This window comes from Microbacterium rhizosphaerae (assembly GCF_034120055.1).
Lineage (GTDB): Bacteria > Actinomycetota > Actinomycetes > Actinomycetales > Microbacteriaceae > Microbacterium > Microbacterium rhizosphaerae.
Genome location: NZ_CP139368.1, coordinates 338,734 through 361,196, shown reverse-complemented (window position 1 = coordinate 361,196; position 22,463 = coordinate 338,734). Strand labels below are relative to the sequence as shown.

The 22,463-nt window shown below is 70.6% G+C and carries 20 protein-coding genes; 9 read left to right on the top strand and 11 right to left on the bottom strand.

Translation table 11 applies throughout. The annotated features are described in order from the left end of the window. Window positions 1-2 precede the first annotated feature (2 nt). From SM116_RS01670 to SM116_RS01660, 3 genes are read right to left on the bottom strand one after another with little or no spacing between them, the layout of a single operon-like run. On the bottom strand, window positions 3-629 hold the full coding sequence (locus SM116_RS01670; RefSeq protein WP_320942735.1) for a class I SAM-dependent methyltransferase: 627 nt from the start codon (window positions 627-629) through the stop codon (window positions 3-5). Between the two features lie 4 nt (window positions 630-633). Then, window positions 634-1,881 carry an alpha/beta fold hydrolase gene (locus tag SM116_RS01665; protein ID WP_320942734.1) on the bottom strand — a complete coding sequence of 416 codons (1,248 nt, stop codon included), beginning with the start codon at window positions 1,879-1,881 and terminating at the stop codon, window positions 634-636. Between the two features lie 9 nt (window positions 1,882-1,890). Beyond that, complete coding sequence (locus tag SM116_RS01660) at window positions 1,891-3,891, bottom strand: oxidoreductase (RefSeq protein WP_320942733.1); 2,001 nt, start codon at window positions 3,889-3,891, stop codon at window positions 1,891-1,893. Window positions 3,892-3,944: 53 nt separating this feature from the next. Here SM116_RS01660 and SM116_RS01655 point away from each other — a divergent pair, with 53 nt between their 5' ends. From SM116_RS01655 to SM116_RS01645, 3 genes are read left to right on the top strand one after another with little or no spacing between them, the layout of a single operon-like run. Then, window positions 3,945-4,475, top strand: coding sequence for a HutD/Ves family protein (locus SM116_RS01655; RefSeq protein WP_320942732.1), 531 nt, complete (start codon window positions 3,945-3,947; stop codon window positions 4,473-4,475). Then, a complete protein-coding gene (locus SM116_RS01650; protein ID WP_320942731.1) occupies window positions 4,472-5,440 on the top strand; it encodes an alpha/beta hydrolase family protein in 969 nt (322 codons plus the stop codon). The genes SM116_RS01655 and SM116_RS01650 overlap by 4 nt, the downstream gene beginning before the upstream one ends. 28 nt (window positions 5,441-5,468) lie before the next feature. Continuing rightward, window positions 5,469-6,008, top strand: a complete 540-nt coding sequence (locus SM116_RS01645; RefSeq protein ID WP_320942730.1) for a YaeQ family protein — start codon at window positions 5,469-5,471, stop codon at window positions 6,006-6,008. Between the two features lie 6 nt (window positions 6,009-6,014). On the opposite strand, the gene SM116_RS01640 is transcribed toward SM116_RS01645, so the two are convergent. Next, the gene (locus tag SM116_RS01640) at window positions 6,015-6,416 is read right to left on the bottom strand and encodes a UBP-type zinc finger domain-containing protein (RefSeq protein ID WP_320942729.1); all 402 of its coding nucleotides are present in this window, start codon (window positions 6,414-6,416) and stop codon (window positions 6,015-6,017) included. A 245-nt stretch (window positions 6,417-6,661) separates the two neighbouring features. On the opposite strand from SM116_RS01640, the gene SM116_RS01635 reads away from it, so the two are divergent. Next, window positions 6,662-7,822, top strand: coding sequence for a low temperature requirement protein A (locus tag SM116_RS01635; RefSeq protein ID WP_320942728.1), 1,161 nt, complete (start codon window positions 6,662-6,664; stop codon window positions 7,820-7,822). A 19-nt stretch (window positions 7,823-7,841) separates the two neighbouring features. Here the strand turns inward: SM116_RS01635 and SM116_RS01630 are convergent, their stop codons facing one another. Beyond that, window positions 7,842-8,717 (bottom strand): SDR family oxidoreductase, encoded by an 876-nt coding sequence (locus SM116_RS01630; protein WP_320942727.1) that lies wholly within the window; start codon window positions 8,715-8,717, stop codon window positions 7,842-7,844. 83 nt (window positions 8,718-8,800) lie between these two features. Between SM116_RS01630 and SM116_RS01625 the strand changes: the two genes are divergently transcribed. Continuing rightward, entirely contained in the window at window positions 8,801-9,379 is a 579-nt protein-coding gene (locus tag SM116_RS01625) for a TetR/AcrR family transcriptional regulator (protein WP_320942726.1), read from the top strand. A 6-nt stretch (window positions 9,380-9,385) separates the two neighbouring features. Here the strand turns inward: SM116_RS01625 and SM116_RS01620 are convergent, their stop codons facing one another. Then, on the bottom strand, window positions 9,386-10,624 hold the full coding sequence (locus tag SM116_RS01620) for an amidohydrolase (protein WP_320942725.1): 1,239 nt from the start codon (window positions 10,622-10,624) through the stop codon (window positions 9,386-9,388). Between the two features lie 224 nt (window positions 10,625-10,848). Here SM116_RS01620 and SM116_RS01615 point away from each other — a divergent pair, with 224 nt between their 5' ends. Beyond that, a complete protein-coding gene (locus SM116_RS01615; protein WP_320942724.1) occupies window positions 10,849-15,225 on the top strand; it encodes a S8 family serine peptidase in 4,377 nt (1,458 codons plus the stop codon). Between the two features lie 64 nt (window positions 15,226-15,289). Here SM116_RS01615 and SM116_RS01610 read toward each other — a convergent pair whose 3' ends face one another. After that, window positions 15,290-16,303: a TrmB family transcriptional regulator gene (locus SM116_RS01610; RefSeq protein WP_320942723.1), complete on the bottom strand. Its 1,014-nt coding sequence runs from the start codon at window positions 16,301-16,303 to the stop codon at window positions 15,290-15,292. A 61-nt stretch (window positions 16,304-16,364) separates the two neighbouring features. Between SM116_RS01610 and SM116_RS01605 the strand changes: the two genes are divergently transcribed. Together SM116_RS01605 and SM116_RS01600 are read left to right on the top strand one after the other, a co-directional pair. Further along, window positions 16,365-16,775, top strand: a complete 411-nt coding sequence (locus SM116_RS01605; protein ID WP_320942722.1) for a glucose-6-phosphate dehydrogenase — start codon at window positions 16,365-16,367, stop codon at window positions 16,773-16,775. A gap of 125 nt (window positions 16,776-16,900) precedes the next feature. Continuing rightward, window positions 16,901-18,775 carry an alkyl/aryl-sulfatase gene (locus SM116_RS01600; protein ID WP_320942721.1) on the top strand — a complete coding sequence of 625 codons (1,875 nt, stop codon included), beginning with the start codon at window positions 16,901-16,903 and terminating at the stop codon, window positions 18,773-18,775. A gap of 33 nt (window positions 18,776-18,808) precedes the next feature. Here SM116_RS01600 and SM116_RS01595 read toward each other — a convergent pair whose 3' ends face one another. Genes SM116_RS01595 through SM116_RS01585 form a run of 3 tightly spaced genes read right to left on the bottom strand, consistent with a single transcriptional unit; the run spans window position 18,809 to window position 20,894 of the window. After that, window positions 18,809-19,501, bottom strand: a complete 693-nt coding sequence (locus SM116_RS01595) for an esterase/lipase family protein (RefSeq protein ID WP_320942720.1) — start codon at window positions 19,499-19,501, stop codon at window positions 18,809-18,811. A gap of 44 nt (window positions 19,502-19,545) precedes the next feature. Further along, the gene (locus SM116_RS01590; RefSeq protein WP_320942719.1) at window positions 19,546-20,430 is read right to left on the bottom strand and encodes an alpha/beta fold hydrolase; all 885 of its coding nucleotides are present in this window, start codon (window positions 20,428-20,430) and stop codon (window positions 19,546-19,548) included. Continuing rightward, window positions 20,427-20,894 (bottom strand): MarR family transcriptional regulator, encoded by a 468-nt coding sequence (locus tag SM116_RS01585; RefSeq protein ID WP_320942718.1) that lies wholly within the window; start codon window positions 20,892-20,894, stop codon window positions 20,427-20,429. The genes SM116_RS01590 and SM116_RS01585 overlap by 4 nt, the downstream gene beginning before the upstream one ends. A 126-nt stretch (window positions 20,895-21,020) precedes the next feature. Here SM116_RS01585 and SM116_RS01580 point away from each other — a divergent pair, with 126 nt between their 5' ends. Further along, entirely contained in the window at window positions 21,021-21,443 is a 423-nt protein-coding gene (locus SM116_RS01580; RefSeq protein WP_320942717.1) for a nitroreductase/quinone reductase family protein, read from the top strand. 1 nt (window position 21,444) lies between these two features. On the opposite strand, the gene SM116_RS01575 is transcribed toward SM116_RS01580, so the two are convergent. Next, complete coding sequence (locus tag SM116_RS01575; RefSeq protein ID WP_320942716.1) at window positions 21,445-22,422, bottom strand: zinc-binding dehydrogenase; 978 nt, start codon at window positions 22,420-22,422, stop codon at window positions 21,445-21,447. Window positions 22,423-22,463 lie beyond the last annotated feature (41 nt).

The following is a 22,463-nucleotide window of genomic DNA, read 5'->3' as shown; positions in this document are numbered from 1 at the left end:
CGCTACGACGCGACAGCCAGGACGAAGCCCTGGTGGCTGCGCTCGAACTCGCCGCGGGGGCTGCGGTCGAGCCGGGTGTGCACCTCGAACCCGGTCTGTGTGAGGGCGTCGGCGACCGCGTCGACGTCGTGCCGGTAGGCGAGGAGGTCGAGGTCGTGGCCGTAGGCGTGCTGGATGAGACGCTCGCCGGAGCCCGCCTGGAACCCCACCAGCAGCGGGCCCGCCGGCCGCAGCGCGCGGCGCAGCTCGGCGAACACGGCCGGGAGGCCGTCGTCCCGGGTGTGGATGATCGAGTACCACGCGAGCACGCCGTCGAAGGATGCGTCCGCGAAGGGCATCGCCCTCAGATCGCCCTCGACGAACTCGACGTCCGGCACGGCGACCCGGGCCTGGGCGAGCATCCCGGGCGAGAGGTCGACGCCGGTGAGCTCGAGTGGGGGATGCAGCGCCCGGAGATGGGTCGTCATCCGGCCGGTCCCGCAGCCCGCGTCGAGCACCTGCACCCGCTCGCCGAGCAGCTCGACGAAGAGCCCGATCATCGCGAGATCGATCTCGGACTCGAACGTCGTGTCGGGGATCTCCTCGGCGTAGTTCGCGGCAGCGAGGTCGTACGCCTCCCGCGTCTCCACGGCCTCAGCGCACCCGGAGGCCGTGGGCCAGGTCGACGAGCCGCGGCAGCACGGCGCCGGCACGCAGCCCGTTGTGCTCGTGCTCGCTCGTGATCCACGGATGGATGCCGGGCACCAGCGTCGCGGTCTCCATCGAGAACTCCCACGGCACGAAGACGTCGTGCACGTAGACGGCGGCCGCCCCGCGCACCCCGGACCCGGCGATCCTCTCGGCGTCGTAGAGCTGCGGCCACTCGACGTCGGCGACGGCCAGGGTCACTTCGCGCCACGGCTGCAGGCCGGGCACGGTGTCGGCCCACTCGCGGCGGACGTGCTCGCCGGTCAGCAGCGTCGGGTCGTCGCGGAAGTCGTCCGGCTCGACGCGCTCCGCCGACCAGCGGGTGGCGAAGCCGTCGGCGTAGCTCGACTCGTGGAACACGTAGTACAGCGGGTTCCGCGCACCGTACGGGAGGGCCGCCGCCAGGTCGTACCGGAACGCGTTCGTCCGAGGATCGTGCTCGAGAAGCGACCACAGGGTCTGCCACCCGTCGTTGCCGCCGAGGAGCATGCCGAGCGAACGCAGCCGCGACACCGACACGACCTCGCCGTTCGGCAGCACGATGCCGCCGGAGTAAGCGAGATCGGCGAGACGGCGCATCGCATCCCGGTGCTCCGGGAACCGCCGGTAGTACCGCTCGGACTCGGTGCGCATCTTGTCGTAGGTGAGCGCGTAGATCTCATCGGGGTGGCGGCCGATCGCGCTGAGGCCGCCGGTGATGTACGCGTGCTCGAGGGACGCGGCATCCGTCGACAGATACGACAGCGTCGTGAAGCCGCCGAAGGACTGCCCCAGAACGCTCCAGGTCGCGGCTCCGAGGTGCTCGCGCATCGCCTCGCAGTCCCGCACGATCGAATCGGCCCGCAGGTGGGTGATGCGCTCCACGACGGCGTCGGTTCCCAGGGACAGGTCGGCATCGCCGAGCGGCGTCGACCGGCCCGTGCCGCGCTGGTCGATCAGCACGACGCGGTGGTGCGCGAGTGCGTCATCCAGCCACGACGGTGCGGACGGCGAGTGGAACGGCGTCGGCGACTCGTTGCCGGGGCCGCCCTGCAGGAAGACGAGGAACGGCAGGCTCTCGCCGCCCTCTCGCGTGACGACGGCCGCGTGGACGTCGATGGTGCGCGAATCGGATGCATCGCCCCAGACGAGCGGGACGGTGATGGTGTGATCCTCGACGGTGAGGTCCTGCATGCGGCGGGTGGTGACGGACATGCGTCGAGCCTATTCGGGCCCTCCGACGCCGGCGACGGCGTACGCCGTCTCCACCGCCTCATGGATCGCCGCGTCGATGTCGCGGGGCGAGTGCGCGTCTCCGATGATGTATGCGCCGGCGGGAATGCGCTCGGGCAGCACAGACCTCCGCGGCTCCACGGCGACCACCGCATCCAGGTCGTCGAGCTCCTCGATCTCGCCCGACAACCGGTCCCGGACGCGCAGCCGGCCATCCGGAAGCCCCTCGACGCTCCGACCGGTCCGCCGCGTGACGCGTCCCGAGGCGATCAGCCGCCGCAGCAGGAGCTGCCTGTCGTAGCCGGGACCGACGTGCGGGAACGGCGTCTCGAACCCGGTGACGACATCGAGCCGCTGCACGTGCTCGGCCACCGCGAGCGCGACGCCCGCGGCGAAGGCCGTGCCGTCGGAGTCCACGAGCGCCACCCGTCGGCCGACGGGGTCCGGCAGGTCGAGGGCCGTGAACGGATCGACGACGGATGCCGGCATCCCGCCCGTCCAGGTGCTGCCCAGCACCGCGAAGCGAGCCGGCGCGGCTCCCGTCGCCACGACAATGCCGTCCGCGGCATCCATCTTCTCCGCCACCGCGTGCGCAGGGACTCCGAGGAGCACCTCGACGCCGAGGACGTGCAGATCCCGCTGAAGATCGTCGAGGAGCAGACCGATGCTCTCGCGGCCGGGCACCCGCATCGCGGACAGCAGCTGACCGCCGAGTCGGTCGCGGCGCTCCACCAGCCGCACGCGATGCCCGTCCCGGGCGAGCTCGACCGCGGCCCGCATGCCGGCGGGCCCCCCGCCGACGACGACCCAGTGCCCGGGTCGTTCGGCGCGTGGGCGCGGTGGCCGCACGCTCTCGCGCCCGGCCACCGGATTGACGGTGCACGTGACCGGCAGTCCGCGGCTGCCGCGGCCGAGGCATCCCTGATTCAGCCGGATGCAGTGCTCGATCTCGTCGGTCCGTCCCGAGAGGAGCTTGTGCGCGAGGTCGGGGTCGGCGAGCTGGCCCCGGGTGAGCGCCACCATGTCGGCGATGCCCGCTTCCACGACCTCCGCCGCCGCCTCCACGGAGAGCGCGGCACCCACGCCGAAGACCGGGATGTCGGGGTTCGCGGTATTCACCGCGGCTGTCTCGTCGCGCAGCCAGGCGATCGGCATCGGCGACGACGGGAAGACGTAGTGGACGTCGTGGTACCCGCCCGCGGCGAGGTCGAGGAAGTCGATGCGCGCCTCGGCGCGCAAGGCCGCGATGACGTCCCGGCAGGCGCCCGCATCCAGGCCGCCGTCATGGAACTCGTTCGCGACGATCCGCACGCCCACCGTGAAGTCGTCACCGACGCGGGCGCGCACCGCGCGCAGCACCTCGCGGGGGAACCGGGTGCGGCCCTCGAGGTCGCCGCCATATGCGTCGGAGCGCTCGTTGTACAGCGGGGACAGGAACTGGTGGAGCAGGTAGCTGTGCGCCATGTGGATCTCGACGCCGTCGAAGCCGCCGAGCCGCGCGAGCTCGGCGCTCGTGGCCCAGGCCTCCACGAACTCCGCGATGTCGCCGGTGCTCATCTCCCGCGTCGCGCGCCCCGTCGACGGCGAGATCGACCGCGACGGCGCGTACACCGAGCGCGGCCCGAACGGGCCGTCGGGCTGCGCCTGCGCTCCGTGGTGGTTCAGCTGGACGAGCATCTTCGCGCCGGCGGCGTGCACGGCATCCGTCATCCGTCGATCCGCGTCGACCGCCTCGGGACGGAACGCGTCCTCGAAGTTGCGGATCGATCCGGTGGGGTGCACGAGCTGGTTGCCCGCGACGAACAGCGCGCACCCGCCCAGCGCGCGACGCACGAAGTACGCGGTCTCGCGGTCGGACTCGACGCGGTCGGAGTACTGCTTGGAGTGCGCAGCCTGCATGATCCGGTTCCGCACCTCGAACGCGCCGATCCGCAGGGGTGCGCGCAGGATGCGGCTGCCCTCGCCGGCATCCACGACCCGCGCGTGCGACATCGCCTCACCTCTCCTCTGCGACGGTACCGCCCCGCTGCGGGTACGGTGAGCGCATGCCGATCCTGAAGCGATTCGCAGACCTGCCCCCGACGCCGTGGGCCAACGGAGGAGGCGCGACGACCGAGCTCGTCGCCTTCGACGAGAGCGAGGGCGTCGGCGGTCCGGGCGCGCGGTGGCGGCTGAGCGTCGCCGACCTCGAGCAGCCGGGCACGTTCTCACCGCTGCCGGGGATGCGCCGCACCTTCGTGCCCGTCGGCGGAGCGGTCATGCTCTCCGTCGACGACGAGCAGCGCGAATGCGCCGAGTGCCGCCCGTTCCAGTTCGAAGGCGATGCGCGCACGCAGCTCGTCGCTCTCACGGGTCGCTGTCACGCGGTCAACCTCATGGTCGACGAGAGATCGGAGTGGTCGCCGCGCCTGAGTCGCGAGCGGAGCGACGACGTCATCGCCGCCATCGCGCTCGAGGACGGGGAGGGCTGGCGCCGCTTCGATCTGCTGACGGAGGATGCCGACATCCCGTCCGCGCTCTTCGTTGTGCGCGGCGACGCGCGCGCGGGCCGCGCAGGGGCAGGATCGCCGTCATGACGATCGCGACCGAGGTGTCATGGGTGCTGGACGGCATCACGATGTTCGGCACGATCGTGAAGCCGCGCGGAGAAGGCCCGTTCCCGGGCGTCGTGCTGGTCGCCGGCAGCGGGCCGACCGACCGCGACTGGAACTCCCCGCTCCTTCCGGGCACCAACGGAAGCGCACGACTCATCGCGGAGGCGCTGGCCGAGACCGGCTATGCGACCTTGCGCTACGACAAGCGGGCGTCCGGCCCGCACGTGCGCGAGAACCTCCCCGCCATGATCGGGCGCATCAGCATGCAGTCGCACCTCGACGAGCTGGTTGCCGCGACAGCGCGGCTGACGGCCGATCCCGATGTGGATGCTGCCCGCCTCGCGGGTCTCGGCAACAGCGAGGGATGCCTCCACGTGCTGCACTACGCGACGTCGGAGCAGGCGCATCCGTTCTCCGCCCTCGTCCTGACGGGCGCGCCCGGTCGCTCCATCGGCACGGTGGTCGTCGCGCAGCTGTCGCAGCAGCTCGCCGGGTCGCCCGAGCTCATCCCCCTCGTCGAGCAGGCGGCGGGGCGATACGCCGCGGGTGAGCCGATCGCTCCGGACGAGCGGCTGCCCGAGCAGGTGCGGATGGTGTTCGCCGGCTTCGAGACTCCCGCCAACCTCCCGTTCGCACGCGAGCTGTGGACGGAGGATGCCACGCACTCGCTGCCGCGCGTGACGGTCCCGACGCTCGTCCTGATCGGGGGCAAGGACGTCCAGATCGACGTGCACGCCGATGGCGCCCGGCTGCAGGAGGCCGCGACCGGCATGGCGAACGTCGCATTCACCTTCCCCGTCGACGCGAACCACGTGCTCAAGCACGAGCCGCACACGCGCGAGGAGGTGCTCGCCGGCCGCGGCACGCCGTACAACGACGACTCCGCCGAGCTGGATCCGGAGGCGATGGCCGACATCCTCGAGTGGCTGGGCGAGACGCTGGGCTGACCGTGGCCGCCGGGTAGGCTCAGTGCTCATGGCTGCCGGTGCGACGATGCTCACGTTCGACGTCGAGCTGGCGGACGTGGATCGCGGCGTCTACGAGACGCTGACGCTGCGCGTGGCGCGGCATCCCTCCGAGACCGACGCCTTCATGATGACGCGCGTGCTCGCCTACCTGCTCGAGTACGAGGAGGGCATCGAGTTCAGCGAGGGTGTGGCCGCGACCGACGAGCCCGCCGTGCTGATCCGCGATCTCACGGGCGCGGTCACGGCCTGGATCGAGGTCGGGGCGCCGGATGCTGCGCGCCTCCACTACGGCAGCAAGCTCGCCGGCCGCGCCGCCGTCTACACCCACCGCGACCCCGTGAAGGTGGCGGCGCAGTGGTCCGGCAAGAAGATCCACAACGCCGAGGCCGTCGTGCTGCACAGCTTCGAGCCGGGCTTCATCGACGCCGCGGCCGCGGCTGTCGAGCGGCGCAACGCGCTGACGCTGTCGGTCACGGAGCGTCGCGCGTACCTCGAAGTCAACGGCACGAGCCTCACATCCGAGATCCGCGACGCGCCGATCGCCTGACGGGCGTCAGCCCTCGTCGATCCGGCGCTGCAGCAGCAGGCGCTGCCAGTCTTCGGGCACGCGATCGGCCGGCCCCGGTACGGTCTGCGTCGCGGGGTGGCTCTGCGGCGGGGGCAGCGAAGAGCCCTCGACGTACGCATCGGCCTCGAAATCCCAGAACCATTCCTCGCCCGGCTCGAAGGTCTGGATGTACCGGTGGCCCGTCGACGCGAAATGACGCCGGGAGTGGCGTTCGAGGGAGTCGTCGCAGCATCCGACGTGCCCGCACTCGACGCACCGGCGCAGGTGGACCCACCAGCCGTCCACGGCGTCGCACTCGACGCATCCGGTACCCGAGGGCGGCGGCGCGTCCGCGACGTCGATCCGGATGACGCCGCCCGCGTCGCTGTCCACTCCGCTGTCGACCATGGCGCCCACTCTAGGCCGCGCTCACCGGGCGGGACAGCGTCGTGGCAGCCCCACTCGCCCGCGTGCCCGTGACGGCGGGTTAGTCTGACGTCGTGAGCCCTCTGGAGCAGTCGCTCCTGTACGCGAGCACCGCCATCATCCTGGCGGGCACACTCGTCGTCTTCGTGGTGCAGTACATCCGCCGCTACGGCCGCAAGCACGACGACTGACCGCCGTCCGCGGGTGGGCGGCGGCATGATGGTCGCATGCCTCGCCGGTCGGCGCCGTTGCGCATCCAGGAACGGGATGCGTCGCGCGCCGACTGGATGGAGCTGTTCTTCGACCTCGTCTTCGTGGCGCTGATCGGGCAGTTGTCGGCGGGTCTGCGCAGCGAGCCCACGTTCGCGGAGCTCGGCGTCTTCCTCGGGCTCTTCGCATCCGTCTGGTGGTCGTGGGTGAACCTCACCTTCACGATCAACATCCAGGAGGGCCTGTCGCGGCGCACACTGGCCGGCTACATGCTGTCCGCGATGGCCGCCGTCGGGGTGATCGCCGTCGCCGCGCCGGAGGCGGTCGGCGAGCGGGCATGGTTGTTCGCGCTCGGCAATGCGGCGCTGCGGGCCGTCATGCTGCTGCTGTGGGTGCGGCGCAGCTGGAGCACAGGAGTCGTCTCGCGGCTGCGGGTGCTCGCATACAACGGCGGCACCGGCGTGATCTGGCTCGCGTCGGCGTTCACGCCGTCGCCGCTGCGCTTCGTGCTGTGGGCCATCGCCATCGCAATCGAGATCTCGCTGCTCGTGGCATCCGCCCCCGGCCTGCTGCGGCGCATCGGCACCATCAACATCGAGCACCTCGCCGACCGCTTCGGCACGCTGGTGATCATCGCGCTCGGCGAGTCCGTCCTGGCGATCGTCGTCGCCGTCTCGGAGTCGTTCACTCCGCTGTCGGCCGTCGTCGGAGTGCTCGCCTTCGTCGTCACCGCCGGACTCGCCTGGGCGATGTTCATGTTCGGCATCGATGCGATGCGCAGCGGTCTCGAGCAGCTCGTCGGCCGTGGCGACGCCCGAGGTGTCGTGGAGACGGTCGCGTTCCTGCCCTTCCTCCTGGTGGCCGGGATCATGATGCTCGCGGGCGCGGTGTCGCTCGCCATCGACGCGCCGCAGGCACCCCTGCTGCCGGCGTCGGCGGTCTCGCTCGGCGCCGGGGTCATCCTCTTCTACGGCACGAACGCCGCCATCTCGCTGCGCTACGGGAGACCCTGGCGCACCGTGCGGCCATGGGCGGTGCCCGCGCTCGCACTGCCGCTCGTCGTGGGCGCGGCGGCCTTCGTCATCCCGGCGATCTGGGCCATCGCGGCGACGGCGGCGGTCGTCGTCGGCATCGTCACCCTCTCGGAGATCCGCGCGCGACGAGCGCTCCCGGGGTGAGTGCGCCGGTCCGGCCGGATCAGCGCTGGATGTTCTCGAGGTCCTCGAGCAGGCCGGGATGCGTCGGCGTCCATCCGAGCGTCTCCCGGGTGTACGCGCTGGACGACGGCTGGTCGGTCGCGAACGCGACGCCGAGCGGCCCGAACGCCTCCACCGGAAGGGACCGCACCGGAACCTCGAGGCGACGGCCGATCACCTCGGCCATGTCGGCCACCGCCACGCCCTCGTCGGCGACCGCGTGCCACGCGGTGCCGGCGGGTGCACTCTCGAGAGCGAGCCGGAACAGCGCGGCGGCGTCGAGCGCGTGCACGGCAGGCCAGCGCTGCGCGCCGTCGCCCGGGTAGCCCGCGACGCCCGAGGCGCGCGCCATCCGCGTGAGGATGCCGGCGAACCCGCCGGCGCCGTTGTTGTGGACCGTCCGGGGCATCCGGACCGCGATGCCGCGAGCGCCCGCCAGGTCGAGCACCGACTGCACCGTGATGGCACGGCCGGCGACGGGCCCCGAGGCCGGCTGCGGATCGGCTTCGGTCGAGGGGCGTCCGGGCACAGCGGGTGTTCCGGCCACGGTCACGAGGGGACGGTCGGTGCCGCCCAGCTCCTGCCCCATCGCGCCGACGGCGGCATTCTCTTCGGCGATGGCGGCGGCGATCGCCTCCGGAGTCGTGAAGTCGTGGCCGAACGCGAGGTGGATGACGCCCTCGGACCGGCGCGCTCCGGCGCGCAGGGTGTCGAGATCGGCCAGGCTGCCACGCAGGGGCTCGGCTCCGGCCGCCTCGAGCGCCCCGGCCGCCGAGTCTGATCGCGCCAGTGCGAGCACGGTGTGGCCGTGGCCGAGCAGCTCGGCGACGACGGCCGAGCCGATCAGGCCGGTACCTCCGGTGATGAAGACGCGCATGGGGCTCCCCTCAGTGATGAGACTATTGTCCCATCACTGTAGCAGAGTGATGGGATAAGTGTCGCATCAACTAGACTCCCAGTATGGCTCGATGGGAACCCGGCGCGCGCGAACGCCTCGTGCTCGCCGCCGCCGACCTGTTCACCGAGCAGGGCTACGACGAGACGACGGTCGCGCAGATCGCCGAGCGCGCGGGCGTCACGCGCAGCACCTTCTTCCGGCACTTCTCGGACAAGCGCGAGGTGCTCGTCGCCGGCCAGGAGACCCTGAGCAGGCTCCTCGGCGAGGGCATCGCCGATGCTCCGGACGGAGCCTCGCCGCTCGAGGCGGTGGCGGGCGGTCTGCGGAATGCGGCCCTCGCCATGGGACGCTTCAACCGCGAGCTCGCGCCTCGTCTCGCAGCCGCCATCTCGGCGAGCGCCGAGCTGCAGGAGCGCGACGCCCTCAAGTCCGTCGGCCTCTCGGCGGCGATGACGGATGCCTTGGAGGCCCGCGGCATCCCCGATCTGCCGGCCCATGTCGCGGCGGAGCTCGGCGTCCTCGCGTTCAAGCGCGGCTTCGCGCAGTGGTCCGTCGGCGATCGCGACGACGGCGAGGCGCTCGCGGAGCTCATCCTGGCCGCCCTCGACGACCTGCGCACCGCGAGCGCCTCGCTCGGCTGATCCCGGTCAGCCCATCCAGGACGACCGGCCGAATCGGGACCAGCGCTCGACCACACGCGGGGCGTCGCCCCCATCAGCCGGCTCGTAGACGGCGCGACCCTCGATGAAGACCCGCTGCACGCGCGAGTCCACCTCGAGCGGGTCGCCCGACCACAGCACGATGTCGCCGTCGCGACCCTCCTCGAGTGCGCCGACGCGCTCATCGAGACGCAGGATCTCGGCGGGGTTCCGGGTGAGCGCGTCGAGGGCGGTGGATGCCGGCAGTCCGTCGCGCACCGCCAGGATCGCCTGCAGACGCAGCTGGTCGATCGGCACGACCGGGTGGTCCGTGGTGATGGCGACCTTGACGCCCGCCTCGGCGATGAGTGCGAGGTTGCCGATGGCGCGGTCGCGAAGCTCGACCTTCGAGCGGGAGGTGAGCAGCGGGCCGAAGATCACGGGAATGTTCTTCTCGGCGAGGACATCGGCGATCTTGTGCGCCTCGGTGCCGTGATTGACGATCAGCCCGTAACCGAACTCCTCGGAGATGCGGATCGCCGTGGCGATGTCGTCGTGCCGGTGGCAGTGCTGGTCCCACAGCAGTTCGCCCGACAGCACTGCCGCGAGCGTCTCCTTGCCGAGGTCGCGCTCGAACGGCTCGTCCTTGGCGGCCGCCGCATCCCGCTTCTGCGAATAGGCCTGCGCGGCCACGAAGGCGTCGCGCAGGACGGAGGCGACGCCCAGCCGCGTCGACGGCGTCTTGCTCTTGTCGCCCCAGACCCGCTTCGGGTTCTCGCCGAGCGCGGATTTGACGGAGACGTCGTGGGCGAGCACCTGCTCATCCACCGTGCGTCCGCCCCACGTCTTGACGGCGACCGTACGGCCGCCGATCGGGTTGCCCGATCCGGGCTTGATGACGACCGTCGTCACGCCGCCGCGGAGCGCGTCGCGGAAGCCGACCTCCTCGATGTCGATGCCGTCGATCGCGCGGAAGCGCGAGCCGTTCGGATCGGTCATCTCGTTCGTGTCGTTGCCCGACCAGCCTTCGCCGTCCTCGTGCACCCCGAGGTGTCCGTGCGACTCGACGAACCCGGGCACCACCCAGCTCCCGGACGCGTCGACCACCTCGGCCCCCTCGGGGATCGGTGTGCCGGATCCGCCGATGGCGGTGATGACACCGTCGGTCACCACGACCGTGCCGTTGTCGATGGGGTCGGAGCTGACAGGGACGACATAGCCGTTCGTGACGGCGAGGATGCGGGTCATCCCTTCAACCTACGCCGCTGCCGAACACGGATCCCCACGATGGTCGGGCTGGGCGGATTGACGACATGTCGCCTAACCGCCGAGCGATTCGATTGACCCTGTCTTCGCCACGCTGACAGATTCGGACGCGAGTTCCCCGCCGTCAGGATCGCCGGATGCTCGCGGCACCCCAGCCCGCGACGTCGACGTCGACACCCGATCCCCCCGGCCAATCCCCAAGGAGCATGATGAGGACACGTAGAACACTGATCGGCACCGCATGCGCGGCGCTGGTCGTGGCAGGGCTGGTGATCTCCCCGACGGGAGCATTCGGCGCGGCCGGCTCGGCATCCCCCGATCCGTACGGCCCCGGCGCACCAGGTCGGCAGAGCATCCCGGCGCCCGGGCATCTGTCGGCCGCGGTGGACGGACGCTCGGTCGGCACCTCGGACCCGTATCAGCCCGACCAGGGATCCGGGTTCAAGCCGATCGACTCGACCAGCTCCTCGTCGGATGCCACCGCGAAGCTCGGCGATTCGGACACCAAGCTCCTTCAGCAGGCGCAGGCCGCGAAGAAGAAGACGGTCACCGTCCTGATGCTGGCCCGCAAGGGCGCGACCGACGATGTCGTCGCCGCCGTGCGCAAGGCCGGTGGTACCGTCGGCTCGGTGACGGCCAGCCTGGGCTACATCAGGGCGACGGTGCCGACGGACAGCGTGAGTGGCCTGGCCGGCATGTCGATCGTGAAGGCCATCGACCTCGACCGCACCTACAAGATCCCGGTTCCGGACCTCGGCACCCCGGGCGTGCGGGCTCTGTCCGCCGGGCCCGCAGCCCCGGACGCGAGCACCCCTGCGGACAACCCCTATCTCCCCATCAGCGAGACCGGCGCCACCGCCTTCACCGACGCGAACCCGACCTGGGACGGCCGCGGGACCGTCGTCGGTGTGCTGGACACCGGTGTCGACATCGACCACCCCGCACTCCAGAAGACGAGCGACGGCAAGCCCAAGATCGCCGATTGGGTGACCGAGACCGATCCCGTCACCGACGGCGACGGCACCTGGATCCGGATGTCGATCGCGAAGAGCGGCCCATCCTTCACCTCTTCAGGGAAGACCTGGAAGGCACCCAGCGGCGACTTCCAGTTCGGCTACTTCTATGAGGGCTCGACCCTGGGCAGCGACTTCAACGGCGACCTCGACCACGACGGCAGCACCAACGGCCGGTTCGGGGTCCTCTATGAGCCCTCCACGCACAGGATCTGGGTCGATTCGAACAACAACCAGGACTTCACCGACGAGCCGGCGATGACGCCGTACGCCGTCGACCACCAGATCGGGCACTTCGGCGCCGACAACCCCGCGACCGCGGTCAATGAGCGGATTCCGTTCGTCGTGCAGTACCGCGACAGCGTGGACCTCTCGCCGCTGGGCGGGAGCAACGTCGGCAAGACGGCGAACTACGTCAACATCGGTCTCCCGGTCGCCTCGCACGCCACCCACGTGGCCGGCATCATCGCTGGCACGTCGATGTTCGGCGGCGAGATGCGTGGAGCCGCGCCCGGCGCGCAGATCGTCTCCGCCCGCGCCTGCACGTGGGGAGGCGGCTGCACGCAGGCCGCGCTCACCGAAGGCATGATCGACCTCGTCACGAACCACCACGTCGACGTCGTCAACCTGTCGGTCGGCGGACTTCCGGCACTCAACGACGGCTCAGACGTGATCGCCCAGCTGTACAACCAGCTCATCGACACGTACGGCGTGCAGATCATCGTGGCCGCCGGCAACTCGGGGCTCGGCACCAACACGGTGAGCTCCCCGTCGGTCGCCACGAAGGCCATCTCGGTTGCGGCATCCGTCAGCTCCGACACCTGGTGGGCCGACTACGGGTCGAAGGTGTCTCTGAAGGAGAACATCTTCGGCTTCTCCTCTCGCGGTCCCGCCGAGAACGGCGAACTCGCCCCCGAGGTGTCCGCTCCGGGCGCCGCCGTCTCGTCGATCCCCACGTGGCTCGCGGGCGAGCCCGTTCCCGAGGCCGGCTACTCCCTTCCGGCCGGCTACGGCATGCTCAACGGCACCTCCATGGCGGCCCCCGAGGTCGCCGGATCCGCAGCACTCCTGCTATCGGCCGCCAAGGCCGGTTCGGTCACCGTGAGCCCGGCTGCGCTGAAGACCGCCCTCACCGGCACTGCGCGGGCCATTCCCGGAGTGCCGACCATCGCGCAGGGCGCCGGGGTCATCGATACCGTCGCCGCGTGGAAGCAGCTCGCCCGGACGGTGTCCGTGAACGAGCTGTCGGTCTCCGCTCCCGTGTGCACTTCACTGTCGGGCATGCTGGCAAACCCGAGCAGCGGCCCGGGCGTCTACAACCGATGCCTGCCGACCGAAGGGGGCCAGGTCACCGGCGTCCCGAAGACGTACAAGGTCGCAGTCACGCGCACGAGCGGCGCCTCGGGAAGCGTCGTCCATCGGATCGGCTGGATCGGCAATGACGGCACCTTCAGCGCCCGCGCCGCCGTGCCCCTGCAGACCGGCAAGTCCGCCGACGTCACGATCACCGCGACCGCGACGACTCCGGGCGTGCACAGCGCGATCATGACGATCGACGATCCGGCCACGGTCGGCATCGACCAGTTCGTCGAGGTCACCGTCCTCGCGACCACACCTCTCGCCGCGCCCGACTACGCGGTCACCGCCTCCGGCACCCTGCCGCGCACGGGAGCCACGTCGCTGCTGGTGGCGGTGCCGGAGGGTGTCGAGGCGCTTCAGATGACGCTCACCGGGGTCGCGGCGGGAAGCCAGGTCCGCATCCTTCCCATCGATCCTGACGGGATGCCGGCGGACTCGAATGCGAGCAACCACTGCTACACCGGATACACCGACCCGGGGAACTGCACCGCCACCGCCCGGCCGGTCTATCGGCCCAAGGCCGGCGTGTGGGAGTTCGTCATCGAGGCGCGCCGCACCTCGGGTACGGACGTCAACACCTTCACGGCCGCGGTCTCACTGCAGGGAATGACCTTCAACCCGGGGAGGACGACGCTGGACTCGGTGACCATGAATGCTCCGACGGACGTCACCTCGACGGGCACGAACACCTTCGGCCCGGTCGACGCGCATGTGGCGACCGGCGAGGTCGGAGCGGTCCGCAACCTCTTCTCGACCGTCTCGCAGGGTCAGATCACGGCGAACCAGCTCTTCGTCCCGCGGGGGACGACGCGCCTGGACGCGACGCTGACGCCACGGACCTCGGCGGATCTGGACCTGTACGTGTACTTCAACGGAGCCCCGATCGGCCAGAGCACCGCGACCGGCGATACGCCCGAGCACGTCGTCATCGACGATCCGCAGCCCGGAACCTATTTCATCGTCGTCGCCGGTGTCACCGTGCCCGCAGACAGCGTCACGTTCGACTACCACCAGGAGATGTATTCGACCGGTCAGGGCACGGTCGCGCCGAAGTCCGACGCGACATTCGGCCTGGCGTCTGGCCAGTCCATGCCCGTCGTCGGGGCGCTGACCGCCACCGCGCGGCAGCTGACGAGCGACCCCATGGTCGGCCGGGTGCGTGTCGCCAACCAGTACGGCACGATCATCGGAGCGGCCGATGTGGCGGTCACGAAGGTCGTCGTGCCTCAGCTCGACGTGGTCAAGTGGGGCGCGCCGTTCGTCGGTGCGGCCATGAACGACAGCGGTGTGGTCGCCGGCGATCGGCAGTACAACGCCCGCATGACCCCGGCGATCTGGACGGCGCAGGACGGCCTGACCAACCTCGCCCTCGGCACGAGCAAGTACGGATCTGCTCTCGCCATGAACGAGGGTCAGACGGCGGTCGGCATCGTGACCGACAGCGCGATGCACTACGTCCCGGCCGAGTGGGGGAAGGACGGCTCGCTGTCCATGCTGGGCGTTCCGGCTTGGCGGCCGTACACGACCGGATATGCCACGGGCATCAACGGCGGCGGGGTGGTCACCGGCTTCTCGGAACTGACGATCAAGGAGTCCGACGGCAAGTACCACAACTACAGCGACGGGTTCGTCCGGAGCGCGGACGGGACGTTCAGCAAGCTGGACCACCTGTCGACCGATCTCTCGGGCGATCAGCCGCGCGCGATCAACGATGCCGGGATGATCGTGGGCAACTCGCTCGCGGCGGATCACGCCCCGCACGCGGTGACGTGGGATGCCTCGACCGGCGCCGTGCACGACCTCGGCACGCTGCCCGGGCAGTCGTCGGCGCAGGCCAATGACGTCAACGCCTCCGGCACGGTCGTCGGAACCAGCGGTGACGACGCGTTCGTGTGGACCCAGGCCGGCGGCATGAAGCGCCTCGCCGACTACGGGTACAACGCGACCGGTGAGAAGGTCACCGACGACGGCTGGGTCCTCGGAACGGTCGAACTCGACCCCGACTTCGCGGTGTCCGCGCTGTGGGATCCGCAGGGCCGGCTGTGGGACCTGTCGGGCATGGTCCCGGTCGATGAGGGCAGCTACTTCCTGCCGACCTACAGCTTCGACATCAACAACCACCACCAGCTGATGATCTACGGCGAAGGCGGCGCGAACCGCGCGACCTCCAGCACCGTGATGCTCAGCATCCCGGCGGATCTGGGCAAGTAGATCCGCACCACGGCGTCCCGCCGGGCCGGCACCGGGTTCGGCGGGACGCTGTGTTCTGTGTCGTCTACAGCCAGCCGCGGTCCCGTGCATGCCATCCGAGGAGCACGCGGGAGTCGGTCCCGGCCAAGTCCATGAGTCGTCGGACGCGTCGCTGCACCGTCCGCTGACTGATCCCGAGTCGCATGGCGACCGCGGCGTCGGTGTACCCGGCCAGCAGCAGTGTGAGCACTTCGCGGTCCGCCGGGTCGGCGAGGTCATTCGGCGACACGAGAGAAGGATCAACGGTGCCGCCCGGGCCCTCCCGCAGCTGCATCGCCGAGCGCCACAGGCTCTCGAAGCTGAACGTCAGGCAGTCCAGTAGCCCGCCGGACCGCACGACCGCGATCTCGGAGTGCGCCGGCCCGCCCTCGTCGAGTTGCACGATGGCCGCCGAGTCGTCGACGATGAGAAGCTTCCCCGGCAGCGACTGCACCATCCGGATCTCCTGCCCGCGATCGAGGGAGGTGAGCAGGTCCTTCTCCGCCGCCGGCTCGTCGAGCACGATGCGTTCGATGATGATCCGCTCGCGCAGACCGCGGCCCGCCACTTCGCGCTCGGTGTCGCTCTCGGAGAGGCCGAAGACCGCGAACGGCGGCTTGGCGAACAGTCGGAATTGTTCGCTACCGGACAGGAGGAGGTAGTTGATCCAGCTGGCGATCTCTCGGCGGCCTCGAACGATCTCGATGCCGTCGGAGACCTTCAGCTCACGGGCTCGGCGGTATTCGTCGGCCAGTTCATCGAGCGCCACCCGGGCGTCTCGGATCTGCTGCTCACGCCGCGCGAGCAGACCGCCGAAGGCCAGAGTCGGCGGCAGCGCCTCGATGCGGCCGTCGACGTCGACGTCGACGAGTCCCGCGTGAGCGAGTGCTGCGATCCGGGCATCCGTCTCGGCGGGCGACATCCTCAGTCGGGCGGCGATGCCGGCGCGGTCGGCAGCCCCGCCCGAAACGATGGCCCGGTAGACCTGTTCCGCGCTCGGATCGACGTCGAGGCCTGCGAGAGAGCCCACCGGCACCGAACCGCCACGGGGGTCGGCCATGGCACAACTATACGGTTACCGTTAACGGGACGGGTTTGTTCGCCCGCGGAGATGGTGGCACATGAAGGTGACTTCGAGCGCGGACTGGCGCGGCTCCCTCCCGTTCAACACGCCGGTGCTGGTGGCCGACATCCTGCCCGGCGACCCGGCCCGGTGCTCGGGATGCGGGTTCGGCTCGGATCCGTGGCCCCGCACCGAGCTGTGGGCGGTCAAGGGCCACCACCCGAACCACCACGACGGTGATGTGCGGTTCTACTGCGCCGAGCATGTCCCTGTGTTCGAGGCCCCGGCGGCGACTCCTGCTCCTCCGGCCACGGCCGCACGCCGCTCGTCTCCGCGCTCGTCGGTCGAGCGCGCGCCGCGCCGCACGCCGAGCGTCGAGCGGCCGCGGGCGATCTGCCCGGACTGCTTCGTCGAGGTCCCGCCCACGGGAGTGTGCGGCATCTGCGGGCAGGCTGTCAGCGCCGGCTGAGGCATCCCTCTCCGGATGTTCACGTCCGCGGACGCCTTCGACGCTTAACAAGCGGGGTCGCCCTATGCCACGCTGAAGTCGGGCGGACCGCTCTCGCCCATCGGCCTCTCATCCTGGAGGACATCGTGGGCCAGAACGACGCGCACCCGACGATCGTGGAACAGCAGGCGGCGGCGCGTGCATCGCTGCCCTTCGCGGATGCGCGCGATATCGAGGCGGTCGAGCGGGGATTCGTCGGCACACTGAGCCCGTGCCTCATCCGCGACGCGGAGGGCAAGACGGTGTGGGATGCCGACAGCTTCGACTTCCTCACGGGCGAATCCCCCGACACCGTCCACCCGAGCCTCTGGCGGCAGTCAACGCTCGCCGCGAAGCACGGCTTGTTCGAGGTCGTTCCGGGCATCTACCAAGTGCGTGGATTCGACCTGTCGAACGTCAGCTTCGTCGAGTCGGACAGCGGGGTCATCGTCATCGACCCGCTGATCTCGAAGGAGACGGCGGCGACCGCCCTCGAGCTCTACCGCCGGCACCGAGGCGACCGGCCGGTGAAGGCCGTCATCTTCTCGCACAGCCACGTCGACCACTTCGGCGGCGTGCTCGGAATCGTCAGCGAGGACGAGGTCGCCTCGGGAGCCGTGCAGATCATCGCACCCGAGGGCACCGTCGCCGAGGCGGTGGCCGAGAACGTCTTCGCCGGCACCGCGATGTCCCGGCGGGCGGGCTACATGTACGGCGCGGCTCTCGCGCGCGGACCACGCGGGGCGGTCGGCGCCGGTCTCGGCCCGACGACCTCCACCGGTCATCCGGGCATCATCCCGCCGACGCTCGAGATCTCGAGGACGGGCGAGACCCACACGATCGACGGCGTCGAGATCGAGTTCCAGATGGCCCCGAGCACCGAGGCTCCGGCCGAGATGCACTTCCTGTTCCCGCAACTGCGCGCGCTGTGCATGGCCGAGAACGCGACGCACACGCTGCACAACCTGCTGACTCTCCGTGGAGCGCTGGTGCGCGACCCGCACGGGTGGTCGGGGTATCTCACCGAGGCGATCGAGCGCTACGGCGACCGCGCGGACGTCGTGTTCGCATCCCATCACTGGCCCACGTGGGGCAACGCCGAGCTGCGCGAGTTCCTCGGCCTGCAGCGCGACCTCTACGCCTACCTCCACGACCAGACCCTCCGCATGCTCAACCGGGGCATGACCGGTGCGGAGATCGCCGAGGAGATCCAGCTGCCCCCCGCCCTCGAGAACGCCTGGCATGCGCGCGGGTATTACGGCAGCGTCAGCCACAACGTGAAGGCGATCTACCAGCGGTACATGGGCTGGTTCGACGGCAATCCGGCTCGCCTCTGGCCCCACCCGCCGAAGGCGCAGGCCGAACGCTATGTGGCGGCGATCGGCGGTATCGACCGCGTCGTGGAGCTCGCGCACGTGGCGTACGACGAGGGCGACTTCCGTTGGGCCGCGACCCTCCTCGATCACGCCGTGTTCACCGACTCCGACCACGCGGGCGCGCGCGACCTCTACGCGGCGACGCTCGAGCAGCTCGCCTACGGCGCCGAGAACGCCACGTGGCGGAACTTCTTCCTCTCGGGTGCGACCGAGCTGCGGGAGGGCAACTTCGGCACACCGGCCACAGCCGCCGCACCCGGCATCCTGGCGCAGCTGACCACGGAGCAGCTGCTCGACGCGGTCGCGATCTCGGTCGACGGCCCGCGGGCCTGGGACCTCGACCTCGCGCTCGACATCACCGTGACGGACGAAGGCCGCAACTTCCGCGTGACGCTGCGCAACGGGGTGCTCGTCTACATCGCCAAGCCGGCGGATGCGTCGACGGCGGGCGCGACGCTGGCCCTGACGAAGCCGCGCCTGCTGGCGCTCGTCGGCGGCGACAGCGCCAGCCCTGGCGTCGAGCTCTCGGGCGACGCATCCGTCCTCGCATCCCTCACCGCGGTGCTCACCGCGAGTGACCCGGGATTCGACATCATCGTCCCCTGATCGGCGGACGGGCGATGGATGCCACCCCCTGCGTCAGCGCGCGGTGGGCGGCCACTCGCCCGCGGCGACCTCGAGCACCGTCCGGATGACCTCGGGGTTCTCCATGATCCGGAAGTGCCCGCCGTCGTCGAGTGTCAGATTGCGCGCGCCGTCGAGCTGCACGGTCTTCGGGATGTGCGGGTCGAACACCCCCGTGATCGTCGTGATGCGCGAGTTCACCTCGAGCTGCTCCTGCAGCCGCAGCGTGGTGGGTTCGTTCGGTGCGAAGGCCCGCAGCGTGCGCGACACCATGTAGCGCGCATAGTCGGAGCCGCCGAACGGCGTGCAGACGGCGACCATCGAGCGCACGCGCTGCTCAGGGTCGAGCTCGACCATGAGGTACTTGCCGATGAGGCCGCCCTTGCTGTGCGCCACGAGGACGACGTCGCGCAGATCGAGGTCGGCGAGCATCGCCGCGACGGTCTCGGCGGTCTCTGGAACCGGCCGGCCGTTCCGGCGCAGGTCCGGAACGACATGCACGGGGTGTCCGGCCGCATGCAGCGGATCGATGAGCGGCCGCAGGAATCCCCACGTCTCCCAGACGCCCGGCAGCATGACGACGGGCCGGCCGGCGCCGGTGGCGAGTTCCGACCTCGATCCCGGCGTCAGCGTGCCGCGGACCTGCCAGTACCCCGCATACGCGTAGTCGCGCGCCCACCACGAGAGCGCGCGCCCGACCGAGACCATACGGCCACAGTACTGACCGGGATGCCGCGGGTGACGACCAGTCGTCACGGCCGGTCGGCGCGCATGCCTTCGAGGATCGGCCCGCTCCGCTCGAAGAGCAGCGCGTGTCCGCCGTCGACGAAGTGCGCGGTCACGTGCGGCAGCCGAGCCGCCATGGCGCGACCTGCGGCCGGGTGCACGTTGCCGTCCTGCTCGCCGTGCCACCATTCGACGTGAGCCTGGACATCCGCGACCTCGAAGCCCCACGGGCTGCAGATCATCCGCGCCTCATCCGTCGGCCCCTCCGGCCCGTCGCGGAATCCGTCGGCGACGGCCTCCAGCGATATCCGCATCCGCTCGGGCTGCTCGCGCGCGAAGCGAGCGTCGGGCGACGAGCCGCGCGCGACGAGGGCGATGGTGCGGTCGATGCCCTTCTGCGTCCGGGGCGTGCTGGATGCCATCAGCCGCCCGAACACGGTGGGCGCGCGCAGCGCCATGCCGTAGTACATCCGGGAGGTGCGAGACATCCGGGCCCGATCGCGGAACCACTCCTCGCTGTAGGGGCCGGAGCCGGCGCACACGACGGTCGCGGAGACCCGGTCCGTCAGCCGGTACGCGACCGCGAGCGCGAAGGCCCCGCCCGCCGAGTGCCCGAGCACCCCGACGCGGCCGATCTCCAGCTGATCCAGCAGCTCGGCCACGTCGTCGGGCCAGTCGACGAGCCTGCGTACCGGCGCACGGCCGGACCTGCCGAGGCCCGGCCGGTCGAGGGCGATGAGGCGGATGCCCGCATCCTTCGCCGCCGCGTCGAGCGCGAGACCCGCGAGCCCCGAACTCGACGAGCCGGGGAGGAACAGGCACGGCCGACCCGCGGGGTCGCCCACGTCGTGCCACGCGACGCGACGGTCATCCCCCACCGTGACCTCGCTCCGACTCGGATGCGTCGTCATCGACCGCGATCCGCTCGCTGCGCGATCCAGTCGTCGAGCAGACGCGGCAGCTGCTCGGCGAGGTACCTGTTGAGTGATGCGGTCTCCTCCAGCACCGCGCGCTGCTCGGTGGCGGAGTCGGCCACCAGCACGAGTCCGTCCTCCGCGATCGCCGCGGCCTCGAGGTACGGTGCGGGATCGAAGCCGCGCGTCCGATCGAAGACGAGACTCACCCGGTCGGCGCGCTCTCCTGCGGAGCGGGAGCGACGCACCCATCGCCGCGCCTCGAGCTCCCGCACTCCGCCGACGACGGCGCTGCGGCTGGCCTGAAGTGCCGCCGCGAGCTCATCGATCGATGGATGCGCCGGCTCGCAGACGAAGAGGTAACCGGCGATCCGACCCGTGATCGGGGCGACCCGGTAGCGGGCAGACCATACCGCTGCGACACGATCGGCGTACGCCAGCCGTTCGTCCATCGTGCTCATGCGGCGAGCGTAACGCACAAATGACTGTAATGACAGACAGATGTGTCAATTCATAAGCGACGATTCGGGAGACAATGTGACTGCGGGCTCGCCCGCATCCCGAGCCGCCGGCTGACAGGAGTGCTCATGAGCGACCCGCACGCGAATTGGAACCAGCAGATCATCGACCAATTCCGCGCCCATGACGGTCTCGTCGAGTCGCCGCCGTTCGGGCGCGCCCTCGTGCTCCTCCACCATGTCGGTGCGAAGACGGGCGCGGAGCGGATCGCACCCGTCAGGGCCATCCCCGAGGGCGACGGCTGGCTCATCGCGGCATCCAAGGGCGGTGCACCCGAGAACCCGGCCTGGTACCACAACCTGCTCGCCCATCCCGATGTCACCATCGAGGTGCCGGGCGAGGCCGACCTCGTCGCGGTGCGCGCCGAGGAGCTCAAGGGACAGGCCCGCGACGCCGCCTGGGAGAAGTTCACCGCCGCGAGCCAGGGGTTCCGCGACTACGAGAAGAAGACCAGCAGGATCATCCCCGTGCTCTTCCTGCACCGCCGCTGACTCAGGGCCGCAGCAGCACCTTCCCGACGCGCCCCTGTCGTGTGCTGGCCGCCACCGCGCCGGCGATGTCGTCGAGGGGATGGATGCTGTCCACCGGCAGCGTCAGCCGGCCGGAGCCGACCAGCTGGAACAGCTCGCCGAACAGCGCCCGCTGGGTGTCGCCGGGCATCGCCGCCGACACCTTCGAGCCCCAGAACCCCTTCACGACCGCTTGCTTGAAGATGAGGTCGCCGGAGGAGAGCTGCATGCGGTCCGACGCCATCGCCCCGAACGAGACGAGGGTGCCGCCGTCTCCGAGGAGGTGCAGCAGATCGCCGGCCGCGGAGCCGCCGACAGAGTCGACGGCAGCCCGGATCGGCCGGTCGCCGGCGAGCTCGCGCACGCGATCCTTCCAGCCGTCATCGTCGGTGGAGACGATGTTCGAGATGCCCGCGGACGCGAGTTCGTCGACATCCGACGCGCGGCGAACGATGCCGATCACCGTGATGCCACGGCTCGCCCCGATCTGGGCGACGAGGCGACCGACGGTGCCGTTCGCGGTGTTCTGCAGGACGACGTCGCCGGACTCCACGCCGAGGAAGTCCACGAGCGTGATCGCGCTGAAGGGCATGGCGATGAGCTGGGCCGCGATCTCGTCGGGGATGCTGTCGGGAACGGGGACGACGGCCCCCGCCTTCGCGATGACGTACTCGGCCCACGTGCCGAACGTCCCGCCCGTCGCGACGCGCTGACCGACCTCGATGCCCTCGACCTCCGGCCCGACGGCGTCCACGATGCCGACGGCCTCGGTGCCGGCGCGGGCCGGCAGCTGCGGCTTGTAGCCGTAGGTGCCGCGCACGGTCCACAGGTCGTGGTTGTGGATCGTGGCGAGGATGACCCTGATCCGCACCTCGCGCGGTCCGGGCTCGGGAACGGGCAGTTCTTCGACGCTGAGTACCTGGGCGGGGTCTCCGAATTCGGAGTGGATGAGTGCGCGCACCCGCCGAGCCTACGCCCCGATGTGCGAGCCCGCATGGGACG